Source organism: Kocuria sp. SM24M-10 (assembly GCF_001027955.1).
Lineage (GTDB): Bacteria > Actinomycetota > Actinomycetes > Actinomycetales > Micrococcaceae > Kocuria > Kocuria oceani.
On the sequence record NZ_LDNX01000129.1, the window covers coordinates 17,327 to 38,482 of the forward strand.

Consider the following 21,156-nt stretch of genomic DNA (forward strand, 5'->3'; position numbering starts at 1 on the left):
GGGTGGGTGTGTACGAGCGTATCCGGATGACTATGCATGTGGGAGGTGGTTTCTGTCCCCACATGGTCGTCTCGGGACCGGACAAAAGTCTATTGTCAGGGTCTGGTCCCTATGCGGGAAGTGATCCGGCATCGACGTTCGTCCAGACGGGTCCGCTCAGGCCCTCTCGGGGCCACGGCACACAGAGACGTGTGCCCGGTGGGACTATCCTGAGCTCCTCGCAAATCCTTGGCGCCCTTGCGCTGTCCGCGCCACTCCTCCGCCATGAAAGGCCTGCATGCCGTCCGTGTCCGCTGCCCCGTCGCGTCGTCGTCGTGGTCTGCCCGCCTCTGTTGCCTTCTGGGTGCAGGCCTCCGTGCTGGTGGTGCTGATGGCCGCCTCCAGCGCGCCGAGTCCGCTGTACCCGCTGTACCAAGAGCTGTGGGGCTTCCCGCCGGTGGTGATCACGGTGGTCTTCGCCGCCTACGTCCTCGCCCTGCTCACCGCCCTGCTCACGGTGGGCTCGCTGTCCGACCACCTGGGCCGCCGTCCGGTGGTGCTCGCCTGCCTGGGGCTGGAGATCGTCTCGATGCTGGTGTTCGCCCTGGCCGGCAGCGAGGCGGCGCTCGTGGCGGCACGCCTGGTGCAGGGCGTGGCCACGGGCGCCGCGATGGGCGCGCTGGGCACCTATCTCATCGAGCTGGAACCGCCTGCCCGTCCGGGGCTGGGCACGGTGCTCAACGGGGCGGGGCCCACGCTCGGCCTGGCTGCCGGGGCGGTGGCCTCCAGCCTGATCGTCGCCGCGGCGCCCGGTGCGGTGCACTCGATCTACGTGGTGCTGCTGGCCGTGCTCGTGCTGCAGGTGGTGGGCACGGCGCTGAGCCCCGAGACCGTCGAGCGGACGCCCGGGGTCCTGGCCTCGCTGCGGCCGCGGGTCCAGTTCCCGCCGGCGGTGCGGCGCTCGGCCCTGTGGGTGCTGCCGGCCGCGGCGGCCACCTGGTCCCTGGGCGGACTGGTCCTGTCCCTGGGGCCCAGCGTGGTCCGCTCGATGACCGGGGAGGACTCCGTCGTCCTCACCGGCCTGCTCGTCGCGGCGCTGACCGGCACCGGCGGGCTGACCACGCTGCTGCTCGGTGCGGTCCGGGCCGCCCGCGTCCTGGTGTTCGGCATGAGCACCCTGGTAGTGGGCATGGCCGCCACCGTGGCCGGCCTGCTCACCGGGTCCGTGGGGCTGTACTTCGCCGCAACCGTGGTGGCCGGGGTCGGCTTCGGCGCCGGCTTCCTCGGCGTGCTGCGCACGCTGCTGCCCCAGGCCGCCCCGCACCAGCGGGCGGGCCTGCTCTCGGCGATCTACGTGGTGAGCTACCTGGCCAACAGCATCCCCGCGGTCGCCGCCGGTGCGCTGGCCGGGCGGATAGGCCTGGTGCCCACCGCGGTCGGCTACGCCGGGATGGTCCTGCTCCTGGCGCTGTTCGTGCTTGCCGGTCAGGCGGTCCGGGCGCGGCCGTCGGCGGGGCCGGGTTCGGCGGGTCCCTAGGCCACGAAGAGGCAGAACGGATGCCCGGCCGGATCGGCGAACACGTAGAGCGGTTCGTCGGGGTCGTCCGTGCGGTCGAGCAGCTGCTCGGCGCCCAGCTCCAGCGCGCGCTCCCGCTGGGCGTCCAGCGACTCCCTGTCCGGGACGGTCAGGTCCAGGTGCAGCTGCTGGGCAACCCCTGAGGCATCGGGCCACGTCACCCGCGGCAGCGCCGGGACCGCCTGGAAGGCCAGCTTCCGCCCTCCGTGCGCGTCGGTGAGCACCAGCCACTCCAGCTCGTCGGCGGCGCCGTCCGCCGGCGGCTCGTCCCCGGGCCGGTATTGCAGGCCCAGCAGCTGCCGGTAGAACTCCGCCAGGCCCCGGACGTCCGTGGCGTCCAGGACAGTGGTCTGCAGGTGCGGATAGTCGGCCATGAAGGGTCCTTCCCCGGTCCTTTCCCGTGGTGCTCCTGCCTCACCGTAGTCAGGGGCGGTGGAGTGCGGAAGGCACGGGAAGCTGGCAGGTGGGGGACACGCCCCTGTTACGCGGCTCACGGAGGCTGGAGGCGGGCGGCTGTTCCGTCGGTCCACGCTGCATCCCGGAAGGACTCCTCACGATGACCGTGACCCTCAGCATCCTCACTGCCGAGACTCCCGCCGGGGCGGTGGAGTGGGCCCGGCTGTTCTCCTACCAGCTGCCGGCCGGCCACGACCCCGGTCTGCCGGTGGTGCTGGAGTCCCTGACCGCGGGCCGGCGCCAACCTGGGCACACCTACCGGTGGACGGACTACCGGGTCCCGGTGGAGCTGGTCCCGTCCTGCCTGCTGGACACCGAGCACGAGGCGGAGCTGCGCCACGGGCGGATCACGGGCTTCCACGGCGTGGACCTGCTGCCCGTGGTGGCCGAGTACGCCGTGGCGCGGGCGGAGCTGCGCGAGCCCGAGGAGCCCGGCGCGCCCCTGTCCCCGGCCGCCTGAGCGGTCCGCCGCCGGCCCGACGCGCTAGTGTTTGCAGGTGCCACTCAGCCCCCCCCGGGTGGCGCCCCGTCGTCGGAAGAGCCCTGCCGTGGACGCCCTCCTCGCTCCTCGTTCCCTGGTCCCCAAACAGTTCCACGAGCTGTCGCTGCGCGGCCGGGTGGTGGTCAGCCAAATGCCGCAGGCCGTCACCACGGCCCTGCTCCTGCTGGTCCTGGCCGTCGTCCGGGCACCCTGGCTGGCGGACCCGCTGGTGCTCTGGGGCGGAGCTCTCACCGCCGTGCTGACCCTGGCATGCGCCCTGGTGCCGTGGGACCGGCTGCCCGAACGGTCCTACCTGGCCATCCCGGTGCTGGACTTCGTGCCGATCGGGCTCCTGTTCGAGGGCCTGTTCCCCAACGTGCTCGGGGTGCCGTTCCTCGCCGCGATCCCGGTGCTGTGGCTGGTCGCCTCCGCGCAGCTGCCCCGGTCCGCCGCCGCGCTCGGGGCGCTGCTGACCACGGCCATGCTGTGGACGCCGGAGCTGCTGCGCCCCGGGCCGGTGGTCCTCTCGGCCCTGACCGCTCCGCTGCTGATCCCGCTGATGATCCTGGCCATCGGCACCATGGCGCAGGTGCTGGTCAACAGCGCCGAGGCCAAGGACGCGCAGCTGCGCCGGCTGCTGGCCGCCGGCGACCGCCGGGAACGGCTGCTGAGCACCGTGCTGGACTCCGTGGAGGTCGGAGTGCTCGCCCTGGACGAGACCGGGCGGCCCCTGCTCACCAACAACGGGCGGCTGTACGACCACGCCCAGCAGCGGCTGGCGCGCACGGCGACCTCCGCCCGCCTGGACCTGTACGACGGCGCCGGCGCCCCGCTGCCGGCCGCGGCCACCCCGATCGCCCGGGCGGTGGCCGGGGAGTCCTTCTCCGCGACCCTGGTCCGCGTCGGGAAGCCCCCGGGCCAGCAGGTGCTGTCCGTGACGGCCCGGGTCATGCGGGACGAGGACGGGCGGGCCGAGGGATCGGTGCTGTCCTTCAGCGACGTCACCGAGCTCGTGGACGCCCTGCAGGCCAAGGACGACTTCGTGGCCGGGATCTCCCACGAGCTGCGCACCCCGCTGACCTCCATCCGCGGCTACACCGAGCTGCTGGCCATGGACGAGCGGCTGCCGAGCTCCGCGCACAGCGGGCTGGAGGTGATCGAGCGCAACGCCGACCAGCTGCTGAGCCTGGTGGAGGACCTGCTCAGCGCCCACCGGGACGCCGCCGACCTGCACCGGGTCCCGGTGGACCTGGTGGGGCTGCTCGAGCAGTCCGTCGCCGCGGCCCAGCCGCACGCCGCGCGCACCGGGGTCAGCGTGAAGAGCTGGGCGCCGGACTCCCTGGTGCTGGACTGCGACCCGGTGCGCATCGGCCAGGTGCTGGACAATCTCGTCTCCAACGCGATGAAGTACTCTCCGCCGGACAGTGCTGTGTTCGTGGTCGGCACCTGCACGGCCGACAGGGCCCAGGTGCAGGTGATCGACCACGGTCACGGGATGTCCCCCGAGGACGCGGGGAAGGTGTTCGAGAAGTTCTACCGCAGCCGCACCGCCCGGATGAGCACCACCCCGGGGCTGGGTGTCGGGCTGGCCCTGTGCAAGGCCATCGTGGAGCAGCACGGCGGGACCCTGACCTGCCACAGCACCCTGGGCGAGGGCACCGTCTTCACCCTGGCGCTGCCGCGGACGCCTTCGCCCGTTGCGCCCGCGGGCGTCGGCTACGCCCGGCCCGGCGCCGATCGCAACACCGACTCCGGCGTGGTGTCCAGGGCCTGACGACGGGCACGGCCCGGGACCCGGCACGCCGTCGAGCGACTTGACGATCGATGCCGGCACGAGCAGCACGAGGGACAGCGGCACCAGCGCGGCGGCCCCCCACCACCTCCACCAGGCACTGGAGCATCCGCCCGGACCGGCTCAGCCGCCGGCGCGTCAGCCTGCACCGGACCAGGCCGCACGCCGGCAGCGGCAGGATGCCCAGCAGCTGGGCGAGCACGACACAGCTGCGGGCCATGGGCACGTCGAACATGTACGAGGCGATGGTCATGGCTCCGAAAGCCACCTGGGTGGCGGTGGGGACCTCCCGCTTCTCGTCGACCGGGGCAGCCGATCAGCCGAACGTCCCGGGTGCCGCGCGGCCCCAGCCAGGCCCACCACGCGAGACCGCGCGCGGCGTCCACCAGCCAGTACGGCACCGTGTATCCGCCGAGGAGTTGCGGCTCCTGCTCGAGACCGAAACGCACCGGCTGCGACAGCACGAGCGTGGTGGTCAGGGCGGCCGCGTCCACCTGGCGCAGGATTCGGATGTGCGTGTCCCATCGTGCGGCCGGCCGCATGGACATGTTCCTCCTGCGCCCGGAAGACCCACTCCCCGACTGTGCGGGGCCGGCACGGTTCCGCCTCCGCTCCCGAGTTCACGAGCACACCTTCGTGCAGCCCGTCCTTCGACCCGGCCGGCTCACCGCCTCTCCACGGGCGCGGCAGGTCGGGGTCCATGCTGAGGTGGATGCAGGTGCACTGCTGCGGACCCGCGGCGCGGGGATGTGGGACACACTCCGGGAAGCATCGGCGCGCCGGCGGAATCCGGGGGATCCCGCCCCACCACGGCCGGTACTCCCTGTCGGAAGCCGGCGGCTCGCCTATCGGGTTCGGTGCAAGGGCGAGGCGCGACAGCGGCACAGCGGGGGGCACGCGTGGTGAATCACCAGTCCCGCGCCGAGAGCACGGGTCCGAGCGGGGTTCCGGTCCGGGGTGTCGGGGTGACGCCCCTGGACGCCGACGAGGTGCCCCCACGGCTTCCCGGTCCTGGAGCCGGCGAAGCGGCGCTCCGCGCGGCCGCGCGGCCGGCGCGGGAAGCCCGTCCTGCCCCCGTGCTACCCTGGTGCGGTTGCCAAGGCGAGGGGACCCCTGTGTCCCGTGATCGACGACGGCTGGTTGAATGTTCCCGCCCCGCGCGGTGGCCGTGCCCGGAAGGGCGCGCCGCCCAGGACGCTGGGGGAGGGTCTGCGGCCGGTATCGCCTGGCCGAGACAGCACAGACCCGATTCCGAGGAGTTCCCATGGTTGACACCATCCGCATCCCCGCCGAGACCCGCAACGACTTCGGCAAGGGCTACGCCCGCCGTATCCGCGCCAACGACCAGATCCCCGCGGTCGTCTACGGCCACGGCGCCGAGCCGAAGCACGTGGTCATTCCCGGCCACATCACCATGCTGGCAGTGCGCAACCGCAACGCCGTGCTGGAGCTGCAGCTCGACGGCGGCACCGAGCTGGTCATGGTCAAGGACGTCCAGCGTCACGCCACCCGCCCGGAGATCCTGCACGTCGACCTGCTGGCCGTGCGCCGCGGCGAGAAGGTCGAGGCCGAGATCCCCGTGCACGTGATCGGCGAGGTCGAGGCCGACGCCGTGCACAACGTCGAGGAGAACACCCTCACGGTCGAGGCCGAGGCCCTGCAGATGCCCGAGTACGTGACCATCAACCTCGACGGCCACGGCGTGGGCGACCACGTCTACGCCGCCGACGTCCGCCTGCCCGAGGGCGTGAGCATGGTCTCCGACCCCGAGCTGCTCGTCATCAACGTCGCGGCCCCGCAGGCCGCCGACCTCGGTGAGTCCCCGGCCGAGGGCGACGAGGCCGCCGACGAGGCCGCCGAGGTCCCCGAGGGCGACGTCGTCCCCGAGAACGAGGCCTGAGCGCCAGCGCTCGACCGGTCCTCGTGATCCCGTGAGTGCGGGGCGGCCCGCAGGCCGCCCCGCACTTCGCATGACGGCACCTCGCATGGCCGCACTTCGCATGACCGCACCGACGCCGCCCGTCCCGGTCCCGGCGTCCTGACCCGCACTTCCCGACCCGATCCCTCTGGAGGCATCGATGTCCGACGCATGGCTGGTGGTGGGCCTGGGCAATCCCGGCCCCGAGTACGCCCGCACCCGGCACAACGTGGGACAGATGGTCCTCGACGAACTGGCCTCCCGGCTCGGCGGGTCCTTCAAGGTGCACAAGGCCCGCGCCCAGGTCCTCGAGTCGCGGCTGCGCCCGGGCGGGCCGCGGGTGGTGCTGGCCAAGCCGATGACCTACATGAACACCTCCGGCGGGCCCGTGGCCGGGCTGTCGAAATTCTACGACATCGCCCCCGAGCGGGTGATCGCCGTGCACGACGAGATCGACATTCCCTTCGCCGCGCTCAAGCTGAAGATCGGCGGGGGAGAGGGCGGGCACAACGGCCTGCGGGACATGTCCAAGGCCCTGTCCACCAAGGACTACCACCGGGTGCGCGTGGGCGTGGGCCGCCCGCCCGGGCGGATGGACGCCGCCTCCTACGTGCTCAAGCCCTTCTCCTCCACTGAGGCCAAGGAGTTGCCCTTCCTGCTCGACGACGCCGCCGACGCGGTAGAGCACCTGGTCGACCACGGTCTGCTGGAGGCGCAGCAGAGGTTCCACACTCGATGATCCCGGGACGCGATGCGGAGGCCATGGCCCGCTGCGTCGTGGCTCGTGCGGATCGTCGCCGCGGTCGTCGCACCCGAAACCGCGCTGACCTTCGTCGCCGACGACCTCTGCCGACTCCACGAGCGGGTCGGCGCGCCACTCGCCCCGGCCTGCCCTGCCCGTGCGCCGATCAGAACCGGTGCGCGGCGATGTACTGCTGGAAATCCCACGCCGGCCGGGTGGGGGTGCCGTCGAGGAACTTCACCGCGGCGTCCCGGCCGCTCCGGTAGAGGAAGTCCCGGTCGTCGTCCGTGAGGTCGAAGTCGGTGGCCCGGACGGCACCGGTGTCCACGAAGATGGTCCGGGCCTGGGCGTCGGCGGACTCGATGTGCATCTGGTCGTAGAAGCCGGTCATGGTCTTGAGCATCGCCCGGGTCATGCTCACCGGGCCGGTGATCGGATACCCCGTGCCCTGGACGGACTCCGGATGGGCCGAGAGCTTGATGCCCAGCGTGGGCCACCGCGGCGTGCTGCCCGGCGGGGCGTCGAAGGCGGCGATCGGGAAGTTGGAGAGCATGCCGCCGTCGACCAGCCACACCTTCCTGCCGTCGGCGCTGTCCCAGCGGACGGGGCGGTAGAAGAAGGGGATCGACATCGAGGCCCGGACCGCCTCCACCACGAGCTGGGCGCCGCGGTCCCGGCCGAGGTCGTCGTAGTCCCAGGGCAGGTAGCGCAGTTGACCCCGGCTGATGTCGGACGCGGTCACCACCAGCTTGAAGGTCCGCTCCGGGGCGGGGGGCCGTTCGTCGTCGGTGTAGCGCAGGTCGGCGAAGGTGCGCACCCCGTACTCGTCCAGCTGGGACTGCAACCAGGTCCTCAGGTGCTCGCCGAGGTAGATGCCGTTGCGGGCCAGGATACCGAGGGCCTTGCCGGCGGTGTGGCGGGTGTAGCGAGTGCCGTCGCGGAAGTCCGGGTACCGCACGGAGTCCATGATGCGGACGAGCTCCTTCGCCGGGATGCCGGCAGCGACCAGGGCCCCGACGATGGATCCGGCGGATGTGCCGGCCACCCGTTTGAAGCGGTAGCCGCGCTCCTCGAGGACCTCGATGGCCCCCACCAGGGCGATGCCCTTGACGCCTCCGCCCTCCAGCACCAGATCGGCGTACCGCTCCACGCACTCCACCTTTCACCGTCCGGCGACCAGTGCCACCAGTACAGCAGAGCACCGGACCGCCTGCTCAGGAGCACGGGCCAGTGGAGGCACTGTGACGCGAGCTGCCGATTCCTCCGGACCCGCGATCGCGGGATCGTCGGGACCGCGGGTTCAGGACGCGGCGTCCAGCTTGTCGACCTCCACGCCCTGGGCGCGCAGCTTCTTGTAGTGGGCGTTGCGCGCGGCCAGCAGCGTGCCGCCGAACACCGCCGCGATCGCCGAGCCGGTGAGGATGCCGACCTTGGCGTGCTCGTCGTGCGGGCTGCCGAGGCCGAAGCTCAGCTCCGCCACGAGCAGGGAGACGGTGAAGCCGATGCCCGCGACCATGGCCAGGCCGCCGAGGTCCAGCCAGGTGTAGTCGTCGTCCTTGCTGGCGGGGGTGAAGCGGTCCATCAGCCATGCCGCGCCGAAGATGCCGATCAGCTTGCCGAAGACGAGGCCCAGGATGATGCCGATCGCCACGGGATCGGACAGCGAGGTCACCACGCCGTCGAGACCGCCCACGGCCACGCCGGCGGCGAAGAACGCGAACACCGGGATGGCCAGGCCGTTGGACAGCGGCCGGAAGCGGTGCTCCAGGGCCGGGGCCAGGCCGAGCTCGGGCTCCTCCTGGCGGATCACCCGCGGGGTGACCTTCTTGACCGGCACGGCGAAGCCCAGCAGCACGCCGGCGATGGTGGCGTGGATGCCGGCCTCGAGCACGAACAGCCAGGTGACCACGCCGATGGGCAGCAGGATGACCCAGGCGGCCCAGTGGTGCTGCATGAAGAAGTCGGGGAACTTCTGGGCCAGGAAGGTGTACAGGCCCAGCGGGATGAGCGCGAGCAGCAGGTAGAGGGTGCTGAGGTCGTCGGTGTAGACGAACGCGATGATGACGATCGCGATGAGGTCGTCCACCACCGCCAGGGTCAGCAGGAAGGTGCGCATGGCCACGGGCAGGGACGAACCCACCACGGCGAGCACGGAGACCGCGAACGCGATGTCGGTGGCCGTGGGGATCGCCCAGCCGTCGATGGTGCTCGGGTCCTCGTTGTTGAGGGTGTTGACGGCCACGTAGATCAGCGCCGGGACGATCACGCCGCCGAAGGCCGCCACGATGGGCAGCATGGCCTTGCGGATGTTGCGCAGCTCGCCGTCCACGAACTCGGTCTTCAGCTCCAGGCCGACCAGGAAGAAGAAGATCGCCAGCAGGCCCTCCGAGGCCCACTCGCCCACGGTGTGGTCCAGGCCGGGGAAGTCGATGCCGATGTGGGTGTCCCGCAGTCCGAAGTAGCCGTCCGCCAGCGGGGAGTTGGCGATCACGAGTGCCGAGAGCATCGCGATCAGCAGCAGGACACCGCCCACAAGGTCCCTGCGGAGGAAGTTGCCCAGTCCCGGCCCGTGCTGGTCCGTCTCAACTGCGGTCACAGCGGACTCCTGTTCGTCGTCGTCGGAAAATCAGGGGCCAGTTTACGGCCGCCACGGAGCACGCCGGGCGGCCGGGTCGACCCGGCGGCTCCGTGACACGGGGCGGGTCAGCGGTCCGCGAGCCAGGCCTCGGCCTCCCGGGACTGCAGGGAGAGGGCCTTGCCGATGAACGGTTCGGCCGCCTCGGCCACCTTCTTGCCCACGAACGGGATGTTGGCCTGGACCACGCAGTGCACGTGCACCTCGGTGGCCTCGCCCTGCGGGGTGAGGGTCTGGGTGGCGGAGCCGGAGACCGGCAGCGCGGCCACCGAGATCTCGGTGCTGACCACGCGCACGCCCTCGGCGTCCGGGCTGGCGTAGCTGTCCACCTGGGTCAGGCGCACCGAGGAGCCGACGAACTTCCGGGCCATCTCGGGCAGGCGGTCCGCGGGCATGGCGCGCACGGTGGTCACGGAGAACTTGGCTTCGACGTCCCCGGCCACGTCGACGGACTCCAGGGTGGCGCCGGCGCGGTGGGTGACGTGCCGGATGAACTCCTCGTCGGTGAAGGTGACCACGACCTGCTCGACGGGGGCGGGGACGGTGGTGGAGGCGGTGACGGCCATGGGAACTCCTGGGTGGGGTGCGGGTGAGGGTGCTGGACCCATCGTAGGCGGGCCCGCGGTGCCGTACCCGGGGCAGGTGTCCGGGCCCGGGAGTAAGCTGGGAGGCGCGAACGTTGGCTTCCACAGCCCCTGTGCTCTGCCAGCACCTTCCTCAGCGTCCCAGGAGACAGCTCACTCATGACCTTGTCCGGACTGCTCGCCGCCCTCGGGGCGGAGCGCTCCTTCGCCAACCTCCGCACCCAGGTTGCCTTCCCGCCGGGGGAGCGCAGCCCCGAGACCGTGATCAGCGCCCCGGACGGAATGCGCCCGGTGATCACCGCCCAGCTGCGCGGGGCCCTCGACGACGCCTCCGGCGGTGCCGCCGACGGCCGGGCGCCGGTGCTGCTGGCGGTCACCGCCACCGGCCGCGAGTCCGAGGACCTCGCCGCGGCCCTGGGCGCCTATCTGCCCACCGCGGGGATCGCCGAGTTCCCGGCCTGGGAGACGCTGCCGCACGAGCGGCTCTCGCCCCGCTCGGACACCGTGGGCCGCCGCCTGGACGTGCTGCGCCGGCTGGCCGGCCACGACCCCGAGCGCCCGCTGCAGGTGCTCACCGCCCCGGTCCGCTCCGTGCTCCAGCCCGTCGTCGAGGGCCTGGGGGAGATGACCCCGGTGCGCTTCGCCCGCGGGGAGGAGCTGGACTTCGACGCCGCCGTCACCGCCCTGGCCCAGGCCGCCTACGCCCGGGTGGACATGGTGACCCGCCGTGGGGAGTTCGCCGTGCGCGGCGGAATCATCGACGTCTTCTCCCCGGTGGAGGACCACCCGGTGCGGATCGAGTTCTTCGGCGACGAGGTGGACGAGCTGCGCTGGTTCGCCGTGGCGGATCAGCGCACCCTCACCGGCACGGACCACCCCGACCGGCTCGTGGCCCCGCCCTGCCGCGAGGTGCTCATCACCCCGTCCGTAATGTCCCGGGCCGCGGCGCTGCGCAACGCCCTGCCCGGCGCCGAGTCGATGCTCGAGCGGATCGCCGGCGGGATCTACGTGGAGGGCATGGAGTCCCTGGCCCCGCTGCTGGTGGACGGCATGGTCCCGATGCTCTCCCTGCTGCCGCCGGGCTCCCTGGTGGTGGTGATGGAGCCGGAGAAGGTCCGGGCCCGGGCGCACGACCTCGTGGCCACCAACGAGGAGTTCCTCCTGGCCGCCTGGGACTCCGCCTCCGACGGGCTCTCGGCGCCCATCGACATCGGCTCCGCCGAGCACGCCCTGCCCACCGGCGACGACGGCGGCCGCACCCTGTCCTCCGGGTCCTTCCAGACCCTGGCCGAGGCCCGCTCCACCGCCCTCGGCGCCGGGCTCGGCTGGTGGGCGGTCACCGCGCTGAACGTCAACGCCGTGGCCGGGCAGGACGTGGACGCGGACACCGCCGCGGAGGACATCGCCCTGCTCGACTCCGACGCCGACACCCTCACCGTGGCCGCCCGCGACCCGCTGGGCTTCCACGGCGACGTCGAGGCCATGCTGGAGTTCCTGAGCGGGCGGGTGGCCGACGGCTGGCGCGTCGTCGCCGTCACCGAGGGCCCCGGCCCGCTGGCGCGGATCGCGGAGCTGCTGCACGACGCCGGCATCCCCGCCGCCCGCCGCGAGTCGCTGGAGGAGCCGCCGCAGCCCGGGGTCGTGGAGCTGACCACCGCGGTGGCCGGCAAGGGCTTCGCCCTCGACGGCCCGCGGATCGTGCTGCTCACCGAGGCCGACCTGCTGGGCAAGGCCAGCCCGTACACCACCAAGGACATGCGCAAGCTGCCCGTGCGGCGCAAGCGCAACGCCGTGGACCCGCTCGCGCTGTCCCCGGGGGACTTCGTGGTGCACGAGCAGCACGGCGTGGGCCAGTTCGTGGAGCTCATCCAGCGGCCCATCGCCGGGGCGATGACGAAGCCGGGCCAGCCCAAGCCCGTGCGCGAGTACCTGGTGCTGGAGTACGCCGCGTCCAAGCGCAACGGCCCGAAGGACCGGCTGTTCGTGCCCACCGACCAGCTCGACCAGGTCACCAACTACGTGGGCGGGGAGACCCCCAGCCTGTCCAAGATGGGCGGGGCGGACTGGAACAAGACCAAGCGCGCGGCCAAGAAGGCCGTCAAGGACATCGCCAACGAGCTCATCCGGCTCTACTCCGCCCGGATGGCCTCCCGCGGCCACGCCTTCGGCGAGGACACCCCGTGGCAGCGCGAGCTGGAGGAGGCCTTCCCGTACATCGAGACCCCCGACCAGCTGACCACGATCGACGAGGTCAAGGCGGACATGCAGCGGGAGGTCCCCATGGACCGGCTGATCTCCGGGGACGTGGGCTACGGCAAGACCGAGGTCGCGGTGCGCGCCGCGTTCAAGGCCGTGCAGGACGGCAAGCAGGTGGCGGTGCTCGTGCCCACCACGCTGCTGGCCCAGCAGCACGCCGAGACCTTCACCGAGCGCTTCTCCGGGTTCCCGGTGCACCTGGCCGCCCTCTCCCGGTTCCAGACCGCCAAGGAGACGAAGGAGACGCTCGCCGGGCTCAAGGACGGCTCGATCGACGTGGTGATCGGCACCCACCGGCTGCTGTCCAAGGAGGTCCAGTTCAAGGACCTCGGCCTGGTGGTCATCGACGAGGAGCAGCGCTTCGGGGTGGAGCACAAGGAGAAGCTCAAGGCGATGCGCACCAACGTGGACGTCCTGGCGATGTCCGCGACGCCCATCCCGCGCACCCTCGAGATGTCGCTGACCGGGATCCGGGAGACCTCCACCCTGGCCACCCCGCCGGAGGAGCGCCACCCGGTGCTCACCTACGTGGGCGCCTACACGGACAAGCAGGTCTCCGCGGCGGTGCGCCGCGAGCTGATGCGCGAGGGCCAGGTCTTCTACATCCACAACCGGGTGTCCTCGATCGAGCGCAAGGCCAAGGAGATCGCCGAGCTCGTGCCCGAGGCGCGGATCGCGGTGGCCCACGGGCAGATGTCCGAGTCCCGGCTGGAGCAGATCATCGTGGACTTCTGGGAGAAGAAGTTCGACGTCCTGGTCTGCACCACCATCGTGGAGACCGGCCTGGACATCGCCAACGCCAACACCCTCATCGTCGACGGCGCCGACCGCTACGGCCTCTCCCAGCTGCACCAGCTGCGCGGGCGCGTGGGACGCGGCCGCGAGCGGGCCTACGCCTACTTCCTCTACCAGGCCGAGAAGCCGCTCTCCGAGACGGCGCTGGAGCGGCTCAAGGCCGTCGCCGCGCACAACGAGCTCGGCGCCGGCATGCAGCTGGCCGTCAAGGACCTCGAGATCCGCGGGGCCGGCAACCTGCTGGGCGGGGAGCAGTCCGGGCACATCGCCGGGGTGGGCTTCGACATGTACCTGCGGCTCGTGGGCGAGGCCGTCGCGGAGTACCGCGGCGAGGAGGACGAGCGGCCCACCGAGATGAAGATCGAGCTGCCGGTCAACGCCTACCTGCCGCACGAGTACGTCCCGGGGGAGCCGCTGCGCCTGGAGGCCTACCGCAACCTCGCCAACGCGGCCACCGAGGAGGCGATCCAGGAGGTCGCCGACGAGCTCGTGGACCGCTACGGCGAGGTCCCCGAGCCGGTGCAGAACCTGCTGGAGGTCGCCCGGTTCCGGGTGACCGCCCGCGCGGCCGGGCTCACCGACGTCGCCGCCCAGGGCAACATGGTCCGCTTCGCCCCGGCGGAGCTGCCCGAGTCGCGGCAGATGCGCCTGACCCGCCTCTACCCCGGGGCGCAGGTGAAGACCGTGCCCGGCACGGACACCGCCCAGGTGCTGATCCCCAAGCCGAAGACCGCCCGGATCGGCGGCAAGGACCTCGTGGACCGCGAGATCCTCGAGTGGGCGCGCGGCGTGGTCGAGGCCGTCTTCGCCAGGGAGCCCGCCACCGCCTGAGCGGGCCCGCCCCGCGCACCGGCCCGCAGTACGACATCGGCCCCCTCCCGTGCGGGAGGGGGCCGACGACGTACCGGGGTGGGGAGAACTACTCGACCGCCTTGCCGAACTTGTCGCCGTGGTGGACGGCGGCGGTGCGGGCGTCGCGCTCACGGATGTCCCGGGGGCCCTGGCCGAACTCGGCGGCGGTGGGCTGCTCGCCGGGGACCTCGGTGGTCGGGGGGACGTCCATGAGCAGGGTGCGCCCGCCGAGGGCCTTCTTGCCGGTGCTGTTCTGCAGGATGCCCACCGGGATGAGCAGGGCCAGGGCGTAGAGGCCGAGGCCGACGAACCAGATGAGCGGGCTGTTGGGGTAGCTGGCGAAGGCCCAGAAGCTGCCCAGCATGATGATCATGCAGGCCGCGAAGAACAGCAGGTTGTTCAGGGTCCGGCCCTGGCCCGAGTGCGAGCGCACGGCGGTGCGGCCGGTCGAGGCGTCCGTGGAGATGCTGGTGGACGAAGCGGCTCGGTTGGCCATGGATGTTCCCCTTCAGGCGGTGGAGGCGCGGCCGAGTTCCGAAGGGCCGCGGAGGCGTCAGCGTCCAGTCTAGTGCGTCGCCCCGACACCCCGCGCACCCGTTCCGTGCGACGGACGGCCTTGCACCGGCGCACGACGACGGACGGCCCCCTCCCGGTGCGGGAGGGGGCCGTCCGTCGATCGCAGGGTCGCCGGTCGGCGGGTCCTGCAGGGGCTACTGGGTGGCCCGGCCGAGGGCGTCGTCCTTGTGCTCGGCGCGGACCTGGGCGTCCCGGGTGTCGATGTTCCGGGGGCCGTCGTCGAAGCGCTGCGCGGTGGGTTCCTCGCCGGGGACCTCGGTGGTCGGGGGGACGTCCATGAGGAGGGTGCGCCCGCCGAGGGCCTTCTTGCCGGTGCTGTTCTGCAGGATGCCCACCGGGATGAGCAGGGCCAGGGCGTAGAGGCCCAGGCCGACGAACCAGATGAGCGGGCTGTTGGGGTAGCTGGCGAAGGCCCAGAAGCTGCCCAGCATGATGATCATGCAGGCCGCGAAGAACAGCAGGTTGTTCAGGGTCCGGCCCTGGCCCGAGTGCGAGCGCGTCACGCTGCCGCTGCTGCGCCCGCCGGTCGGGGCAGCCGTGGAGGTGCTGGTGGACGAGTGGGCCCGGTCGGCCATGGTGGTTCCCCTTCTCGTGGTGCAGGGCGGCCGAGTCGCGAGGGCCGCGGAAGCGTTCGCGGTCAGTCTAGTCCGTCCTCGCCGGCCGGCGGGTCCCGCCACCGGGCGCGACCCGGCCCGCCCGGAACACGGTGGTTCGGGGCGGGCCGGGGCGGTGCGCGGCGGTGCCGTCGGAACGGGCGGCCTCAGCCTGCGGTGGGCAGGGCCGCGGTGAGGTGCGCGGCGGCCTCCTGCTGCGCGGCCTCGGCCTTGTCCAGGACCGCGGAGGCGCCGAAGAACTCGTGCATCACGCCCTCGTAGTGGCTGAGCGTGGTGGGCACTCCGGCGGCCTCGAGGTTCGCCGCGAACTGCTGGCCCTGGCTGCGCAGGACGTCGCGCTCGTCGGTGATCACGAGCGTGGGGGGCATCAGCGCGAGGGTCTCCCGGGGCCAGTTCAGCAGGTCGATCCGGGGGTCCTGGGCGGCCTCGGGGACCCCTTCGAAGGCGTGCATCGCCATCCAGGACAGCAGGGCGCGGTTGAGCGGGCGGCCGTCGGCGGCGTCCTCCATGGACTCCCCGAACTGCTCGGGGGTGGTCAGCGGGTAGACGCACACCTGGGCGGCCGGCAGCGGTTCCCCGGCCTCGGCGAGCTGGAGGCAGGTGGCCGGGGCCATGTTCCCGCCGACCGACTCCCCGCCGATCGCCATCCGGGACGGGTCCCCGCCCATCTGGGCGGCGTTGGCCGCGGTCCAGCGCCAGGCGGCGAGCACGTCGTCGTGGGAGGCGGGGAACACGGCCTCGGGGGCGCGGCGGTAGTCGGGGGAGACGACGATCGCGCCGGTCTTGTTGGTCAGTCCTCGGCAGGAGGCATCGTAGGTGTCGATGTCGAAGAGCACCCAGCCGCCGCCGTGGATCCACATGATGATCGGCAGCGGGCCCTCGCCGGGCTCGGCCGGGGTGTAGACGCGCAGGGTCTGCTCGCCGCCGGCCGCGTCGGGGATCTTCAGGTCGGTGACCGAGCCGACGGGCTCGGGTCCCTCCAGCCCCTTCTCCTCCATGACCTTCTTGACCGCGTCGTCCGGGCCGGGCTGCTTGCGCGCCTGGCCGGGCTCGAGGATCTCGAAGGGCTGGGGGCCGAGGGAGGAGTGGGCGTCGACGATCGCCTGGGCCTGCGGGTCCAGCAGGCCGGACGCGTCCGTGGCCAGGCGCTTCTTCTTCCCGGACACCGCGGCCTTGGCGGCGTCGACCGGCTTGGCCGCCGCTCCCACCAGCTTCTCGATCCGGCCCTCGTCCGGGGCGTGGGGGTGGGGCGCCGGCGGTGCCTGGCGCTTGGCGGCCAGGAACTTCTGGCCCAGCTCGCCCATCCGGTCCGCGCCGACCTTGGCGCGGAAGGCGGGCAGCTCCTCCTGCTCCTCGTCCTCCACGTGGTGGCGGGTCACGGAGATCAGCTCGGACAGGGCGGCCTCGAACTCCGCCTCCCCGGGCTCGGTCTTCCCCAGGGTGACCAGCAGCTCCTTGATGTCGCCGTGCTCCTCGCGGGCGTCGTCGTCGAACTCGTCCATGCCGAGCTCGCGCCAGATCGGGTACATCACCGTCTCCTCGGCGAAGGCGTGCAGGGACAGCTCGAAGCTGATCTGGTCCACGAGGGTGCGGCGGTCGCCGCGGCCGGCCTCCAGGTGCTGGAACTGGCGCTCGACGATCGCGTGGTCGTCGGCGATCAGGTGGTCGATGTCACCGGGCTGGGTGGGATAGGACAGAGCCATGGGCAGGTCTCCTCACAGGGTCGTGGAAAGGTGGGGCCGCACGGCACGGGGGTCGGTCCCCGGGCGCGGGCCGGTCAGCACAAGGGGGCGGGCGGGTGGCACGCGGTGGACGGGTCCGTCCGCGCGCCGCCCGGCCCGGGTGGATCAGGGGGTGGGCATCCCGCCGGTCGCGGCCAGGGTCTCGCCGCTGACGTAGCTGGACTCCTGGGAGGCCAGGAACACGTAGGCCGGGGCCATCTCGGCCGGTTGCCCGGGACGGCCCATCGGGGCCTCGGAGGCGCCGAACTCGGGCAGCTTCTCCTGCGGCTGGCCGCCCACGACCTGCAGCGGGGTCCAGACCGGGCCCGGGGCGACCACGTTGACCCGGATGCCCTTGGGTGCCAGCTGGGCGGCCAGGGACTTGCTGAAGCCGTTGATCGCGTACTTCGTGGAGGCGTAGTCCAGCAGGATCGGGGCCGGCTGGTAGCCCTGGATCGAGGAGGTGTTGATGATCGCCGAGCCCGGGGGCAGGTGCGGGACCGCGGCCTTGCACAGCCAGAACATCGCGTACACGTTGGTCTTGTAGGTCTCGTCGAACTGCTCGTCGGACAGCTGAAGGATGTCCGGGCAGTGCTGCTGCTTGCCGGCGATGTTGGCCAGGATGTCGATCCCGCCCAGCTCGGCCACGGCGGTGGCGATCAGCTGCTCGCAGTAGGCCTTGTCGGTCACGTCCCCCGGCACGGCCACCGCCCGGCGCCCGGCCTGCTCGACGAGCTCCACGACCTCCCGGGCGTCGGCCTCCTCGGCGGGCAGGTAGGACAGCACCACGTCGGCGCCCTCCCGGGCGTAGGCGATCGCGGTGGCCCGGCCGATCCCGGAGTCCGCCCCGGTCACCACCGCCCTGCGGCCCTCCAGCCGGCCGGAGCCGCGGTAGCTGGACTCCCCGGAGTCCGGCTTCGGCGCCATCTCCTGCTGCAGGCCCGGACCCTCCTGCTGCTGCTCGAAGCTCTCGTCCGGGCCCGGGTACTGGGTGGTCGGATCCTGCATCGTGTACTGGTCGGCCATGGGACGTCCTTCCGTCGACTGGATCATCAGATTGCTTGCTATCCACGCTGGCACCTTCTCGTGGAAGTGTCAACGAGCAGCATCGGATGCCCAGTCGATGCCCAGATCGGTCCGAGGCGCCGCAGGCCGCCCGGGCAGACCACGCGGGCGGCGCCGGCCCGCGGGTGCGGGTGCGGGGAGCGCCGTCGTCGGGTCTCAGTCGACGAGCGCGGGACCGCTGCTGGCGCCGATCCGGGAGGCGCCGGCCTCGATCATCGCGAGGGCGTCCTCGCGGGTGCGGATGCCGCCGGAGGCCTTGACGCCGATGTCCGGGCCGACGGTCTCGCGCATCAGCCGGACGTCCGCCACGGTGGCGCCCGCGGTCGAGAAGCCGGTGGAGGTCTTCACGAAGTCCGCACCGGCGGCCACGGCGGCCTGACAGGCGAGGACCTTCTGCTCGTCGGTCAGCAGGCAGGTCTCGATGATCACCTTCAGCGCCGCCCCGCCCGCGTGGGCGGCCTCGGCGACCGCGGCGATGTCCCGCTCCAGGGACTCGCGCTCGCCGGCGCGGGCGGCGGCGATGTCGATGACCATGTCGATCTCCTGCGCGCCGGCGGCCACGGCGGCGGCGGTCTCGAAGGCCTTGACCTCCGTGGCCGAGGCGCCCAGCGGGAAGCCGACGACCACGCAGGTGAGCACGTCGCTGCCCGCGAGCTGCTCGCGCACGAATCCGGCCCACAGGGGGTTGGTGCACACCGAGGCGAAGCCGTACTGCTTGGCCTCCGCGCACAGGGTGGCGATCTGCTCCCGCGACGCCTCCGGCTTGAGCAGCGTGTGGTCGATGTAGGAGGCGAGCTGGGGGGTGGTCACGGGCGGCCTTTCGACGGTCGGACGGGTCGCGCCCAGCCTACCGGGCGCCCCGCCGGCGCCCGTGCCGGTCGACGTGGACCCGACAATTACCTCAGGAAAACGTTCGCTAATCCGATGCATCCTGATAGAATCGGGACACGGTCGAGCCGGCTCACCACCGGAAACGCCCGTGGCCCCGAGCGGCTGAACGGTCGCAGGGGCGCGTCGGCACACCCCTTTCCCCCGTGCCGGCGCGCCCCCGCCGCCGTCCAATCCCGGGGAGGCCATCCCGCCCGGTGCTGTCCGGGCGCACGGGAACGACGACGTCCGCGCGGACCACTCCCCGTCACTCGTCGCCCGGTCGGAGCGCCGCCGCTTCCACCGCGCTCGCGGAGTGGTCAGGCCCGGTCCGGCTCCCGGCCGGCGGCGCCCGGGGCGGCGAGGGCGTCCGTAAGCTGCTTGAGCATCGCGCCCATCCGGAACCGCTCTGGCACGAGCGGCTCGATGCCCAGCTCCAGCAGCGGGGCGGCGGTGACGGGCCCGACGGTCGCGGCGAGCATGCCCCGCCGGAAGGCGCCCAGCAGCTCCTCGTGCAGCCCGATCTCCTCGGCGGTGCTGAACAGGGCGTCCACGGCCGGGGCGGCGGTGAAGGTCACGGCGTCCACCCGCCCGGCGGCGGCCTCGCGCACCAGCACCGGCACCTGTCCGGCGTCGTCGGCGGAGGCCCAGCGGTAGGGGGTCACGGTCAGCACCTTGGCGCCGGCGTCGGTGAGCCGGCGGCGCTGGACGACGTCGGCGATGCCGTGCAGCTGCAGCCCGATCGTGCGCCCGGCGAGGTCCCCGCCGTGCTCGGCGAGCACGAGGTCCACCAGCCCCTCGGTGGTCTCGTCGGCGGACATGCCCGCGTCCTCCAGGCCCAGCCCGCGCACCGCCCCGCGGCCCTTGGGCCCGCGCACGTACACGGCGGCCTCGCGCAGGCACAGCAGCAGGTCGGCGTCGAAGCCCTGCGCCTCGGCGGCGTCGTGCCAGCGGCGCAGCCCGTAGCCGGTGGTCAGCAGCACCAGGTCCGGACGGGCGTCGAACATCGCCCGGGAGGACGCCGCGAGCCCCGCGTCCTCGCCGACCGGCTCCACCTTCAGCGCCGGGGCATGGATCACCCGGGCGCCGCGGCGCTCGAGCGCGGCGATCTGGTCCTCGGAGCGCCGGTGCGCGGTGACGCCCACCACGCGCCCGGCCAGGGGCAGCTGCTCAGCAGCCATGGGCGGTCACCTCGGCGAGGAACGCGTCCCGCTCCGCGGTCGCCAGGCGGACCACGGGCCCGATGACGACGACGGCGGGCGAGCCGCAGCCGGCCGCCGCGGTGTCCTCGACCGCGTGCGCGAGCGTGCTGACGGTGGAGCGCTGTCGGTCGGTGAAGCCGCGCTCGACCACGGCCAGCGGCGTGGCCGGGTCCGCCCCGGAGCGCACGAGGCCGGCCACGAGGTGGGGCAGGGTGGCCACGCCCATGAGCACCACGAGGGTGCCGCCAGCGGCGCCGAGCCCGGCGAAGTGGGTCAGCTCGGCGCCGGAGAAGGGGACGTGGCCGGAGGCGACCGTGAACATCCGCGAGACCTCGCGGAAGGTCACCGGGATCCCGGCGGCCCCGGGCACGGAGACCGCGCTGGTGATCCCGGGGACCACGTCCACCGGGATGCCGTGGACGGCGCACGCGGCGAGCTCCTCGCCGCCGCGGCCGAAGACGTAGGGGTCCCCGCCCTTGAGGCGCACCACGGACCGCCCGGCCAGGGCGTGCTCGACCATGAGCTCCTGGATCCGGGACTGCGGCACCGGGTGGTGGCCCGGGGTCTTGCCCACCGGGACGATCTCGGCGCCGGGGGCCGCGGCGGCCACGGCGCCGGCGGGGGCCAGGCGGTCCACGAAGACCACGTCGGCGTCCTGGAGCGCGCTCACGGCGCGCACCGTGAGCAGGTCCTCGGCGCCCGGGCCGCCGCCGACCAGGCTCACCCGGCCGCCGGCGCGGGCCGCCGGCTCCTGCACCACCGGCACGCGGGCCCCGGTCCGGCGCAGCGCGTCCCGCCAGCGCCCGGGGGCGGGGCCCACGACCACGGCCAGGGCGGCCCCGGCCACGTCGGCGGCGGAGAGGAGGCCCGGCTCGGCCACGGCGCGGACGTCGGCGCCGGCCGCGGCGTAGCGCCGATGGGCGCGGCGGGCCTCGTGCGGGTCCCCGAGGACGAGCACCGGCACGTCGGCGAGGTCGGCGGTCAGGAGCATGGGGTCCTCCAGGGGGAGAGCGGGGATCGGGGAAGCACGCATGCCATGGTCGCG

General features: G+C 72.9%; 17 protein-coding genes. 6 read left to right on the top strand and 11 right to left on the bottom strand.

Annotation, left to right across the window (positions count from 1 at the left end):
• Positions 1 to 286 precede the first annotated feature (286 nt).
• Positions 287 to 1,516 carry an MFS transporter gene (locus tag ABL57_RS15295; protein ID WP_160310805.1) on the top strand — a complete coding sequence of 410 codons (1,230 nt, stop codon included), beginning with the start codon at positions 287 to 289 and terminating at the stop codon, positions 1,514 to 1,516.
• Here ABL57_RS15295 and ABL57_RS15300 read toward each other — a convergent pair.
• On the bottom strand, positions 1,513 to 1,929 hold the full coding sequence (locus ABL57_RS15300; RefSeq protein WP_047804338.1) for a VOC family protein: 417 nt from the start codon (positions 1,927 to 1,929) through the stop codon (positions 1,513 to 1,515). The genes ABL57_RS15295 and ABL57_RS15300 overlap by 4 nt on opposite strands.
• A gap of 182 nt (positions 1,930 to 2,111) precedes the next feature.
• On the opposite strand from ABL57_RS15300, the gene ABL57_RS15305 reads away from it, so the two are divergent.
• The 4 genes from ABL57_RS15305 to pth all read left to right on the top strand — a co-directional run bounded on the left by ABL57_RS15305 (position 2,112) and on the right by pth (position 6,941).
• Positions 2,112 to 2,471 (top strand): hypothetical protein, encoded by a 360-nt coding sequence (locus ABL57_RS15305; RefSeq protein WP_047804339.1) that lies wholly within the window; start codon positions 2,112 to 2,114, stop codon positions 2,469 to 2,471.
• A gap of 88 nt (positions 2,472 to 2,559) precedes the next feature.
• Complete coding sequence (locus ABL57_RS15310; protein WP_053005011.1) at positions 2,560 to 4,266, top strand: cell wall metabolism sensor histidine kinase WalK; 1,707 nt, start codon at positions 2,560 to 2,562, stop codon at positions 4,264 to 4,266.
• A gap of 1,282 nt (positions 4,267 to 5,548) precedes the next feature.
• Complete coding sequence (locus tag ABL57_RS15315) at positions 5,549 to 6,184, top strand: 50S ribosomal protein L25/general stress protein Ctc (RefSeq protein ID WP_047804340.1); 636 nt, start codon at positions 5,549 to 5,551, stop codon at positions 6,182 to 6,184.
• Between the two features lie 178 nt (positions 6,185 to 6,362).
• Positions 6,363 to 6,941, top strand: a complete 579-nt coding sequence (gene pth, locus ABL57_RS15320) for an aminoacyl-tRNA hydrolase (RefSeq protein WP_047804341.1) — start codon at positions 6,363 to 6,365, stop codon at positions 6,939 to 6,941.
• 169 nt (positions 6,942 to 7,110) lie between these two features.
• Here the strand turns inward: pth and ABL57_RS15325 are convergent, their stop codons facing one another.
• The 3 genes from ABL57_RS15325 to ABL57_RS15335 all read right to left on the bottom strand — a co-directional run bounded on the left by ABL57_RS15325 (position 7,111) and on the right by ABL57_RS15335 (position 10,145).
• Positions 7,111 to 8,094 carry a patatin-like phospholipase family protein gene (locus ABL57_RS15325; protein WP_047804342.1) on the bottom strand — a complete coding sequence of 328 codons (984 nt, stop codon included), beginning with the start codon at positions 8,092 to 8,094 and terminating at the stop codon, positions 7,111 to 7,113.
• A gap of 150 nt (positions 8,095 to 8,244) precedes the next feature.
• A complete protein-coding gene (gene nhaA, locus ABL57_RS15330) occupies positions 8,245 to 9,540 on the bottom strand; it encodes a Na+/H+ antiporter NhaA (protein ID WP_047804343.1) in 1,296 nt (431 codons plus the stop codon).
• A gap of 107 nt (positions 9,541 to 9,647) precedes the next feature.
• A complete protein-coding gene (locus tag ABL57_RS15335) occupies positions 9,648 to 10,145 on the bottom strand; it encodes a DUF2505 domain-containing protein (protein WP_047804344.1) in 498 nt (165 codons plus the stop codon).
• Between the two features lie 177 nt (positions 10,146 to 10,322).
• Here ABL57_RS15335 and mfd point away from each other — a divergent pair, with 177 nt between their 5' ends.
• On the top strand, positions 10,323 to 14,045 hold the full coding sequence (gene mfd / locus ABL57_RS15340; RefSeq protein WP_047804345.1) for a transcription-repair coupling factor: 3,723 nt from the start codon (positions 10,323 to 10,325) through the stop codon (positions 14,043 to 14,045).
• An 88-nt stretch (positions 14,046 to 14,133) separates the two neighbouring features.
• On the opposite strand, the gene ABL57_RS15345 is transcribed toward mfd, so the two are convergent.
• From ABL57_RS15345 to cobA, 7 genes are all read right to left on the bottom strand, one after another.
• The gene (locus ABL57_RS15345; RefSeq protein ID WP_047804346.1) at positions 14,134 to 14,562 is read right to left on the bottom strand and encodes a hypothetical protein; all 429 of its coding nucleotides are present in this window, start codon (positions 14,560 to 14,562) and stop codon (positions 14,134 to 14,136) included.
• A 214-nt stretch (positions 14,563 to 14,776) separates the two neighbouring features.
• Positions 14,777 to 15,217 carry a hypothetical protein gene (locus tag ABL57_RS15350; RefSeq protein ID WP_047804347.1) on the bottom strand — a complete coding sequence of 147 codons (441 nt, stop codon included), beginning with the start codon at positions 15,215 to 15,217 and terminating at the stop codon, positions 14,777 to 14,779.
• 185 nt (positions 15,218 to 15,402) lie between these two features.
• Complete coding sequence (locus ABL57_RS20865) at positions 15,403 to 16,959, bottom strand: alpha/beta hydrolase fold domain-containing protein (protein ID WP_053005012.1); 1,557 nt, start codon at positions 16,957 to 16,959, stop codon at positions 15,403 to 15,405.
• 144 nt (positions 16,960 to 17,103) lie between these two features.
• Complete coding sequence (locus tag ABL57_RS15360) at positions 17,104 to 18,003, bottom strand: SDR family oxidoreductase (protein ID WP_082157484.1); 900 nt, start codon at positions 18,001 to 18,003, stop codon at positions 17,104 to 17,106.
• A gap of 195 nt (positions 18,004 to 18,198) precedes the next feature.
• Positions 18,199 to 18,852: a deoxyribose-phosphate aldolase gene (deoC, locus tag ABL57_RS15365; RefSeq protein ID WP_047804348.1), complete on the bottom strand. Its 654-nt coding sequence runs from the start codon at positions 18,850 to 18,852 to the stop codon at positions 18,199 to 18,201.
• Between the two features lie 377 nt (positions 18,853 to 19,229).
• A complete protein-coding gene (locus ABL57_RS15370; RefSeq protein ID WP_053005013.1) occupies positions 19,230 to 20,090 on the bottom strand; it encodes a uroporphyrinogen-III synthase in 861 nt (286 codons plus the stop codon).
• The gene (gene cobA, locus ABL57_RS15375) at positions 20,080 to 21,102 is read right to left on the bottom strand and encodes a uroporphyrinogen-III C-methyltransferase (RefSeq protein WP_047804349.1); all 1,023 of its coding nucleotides are present in this window, start codon (positions 21,100 to 21,102) and stop codon (positions 20,080 to 20,082) included. Before cobA ends, ABL57_RS15370 begins: the two co-directional genes overlap by 11 nt.
• Positions 21,103 to 21,156: the final 54 nt, after the last annotated feature.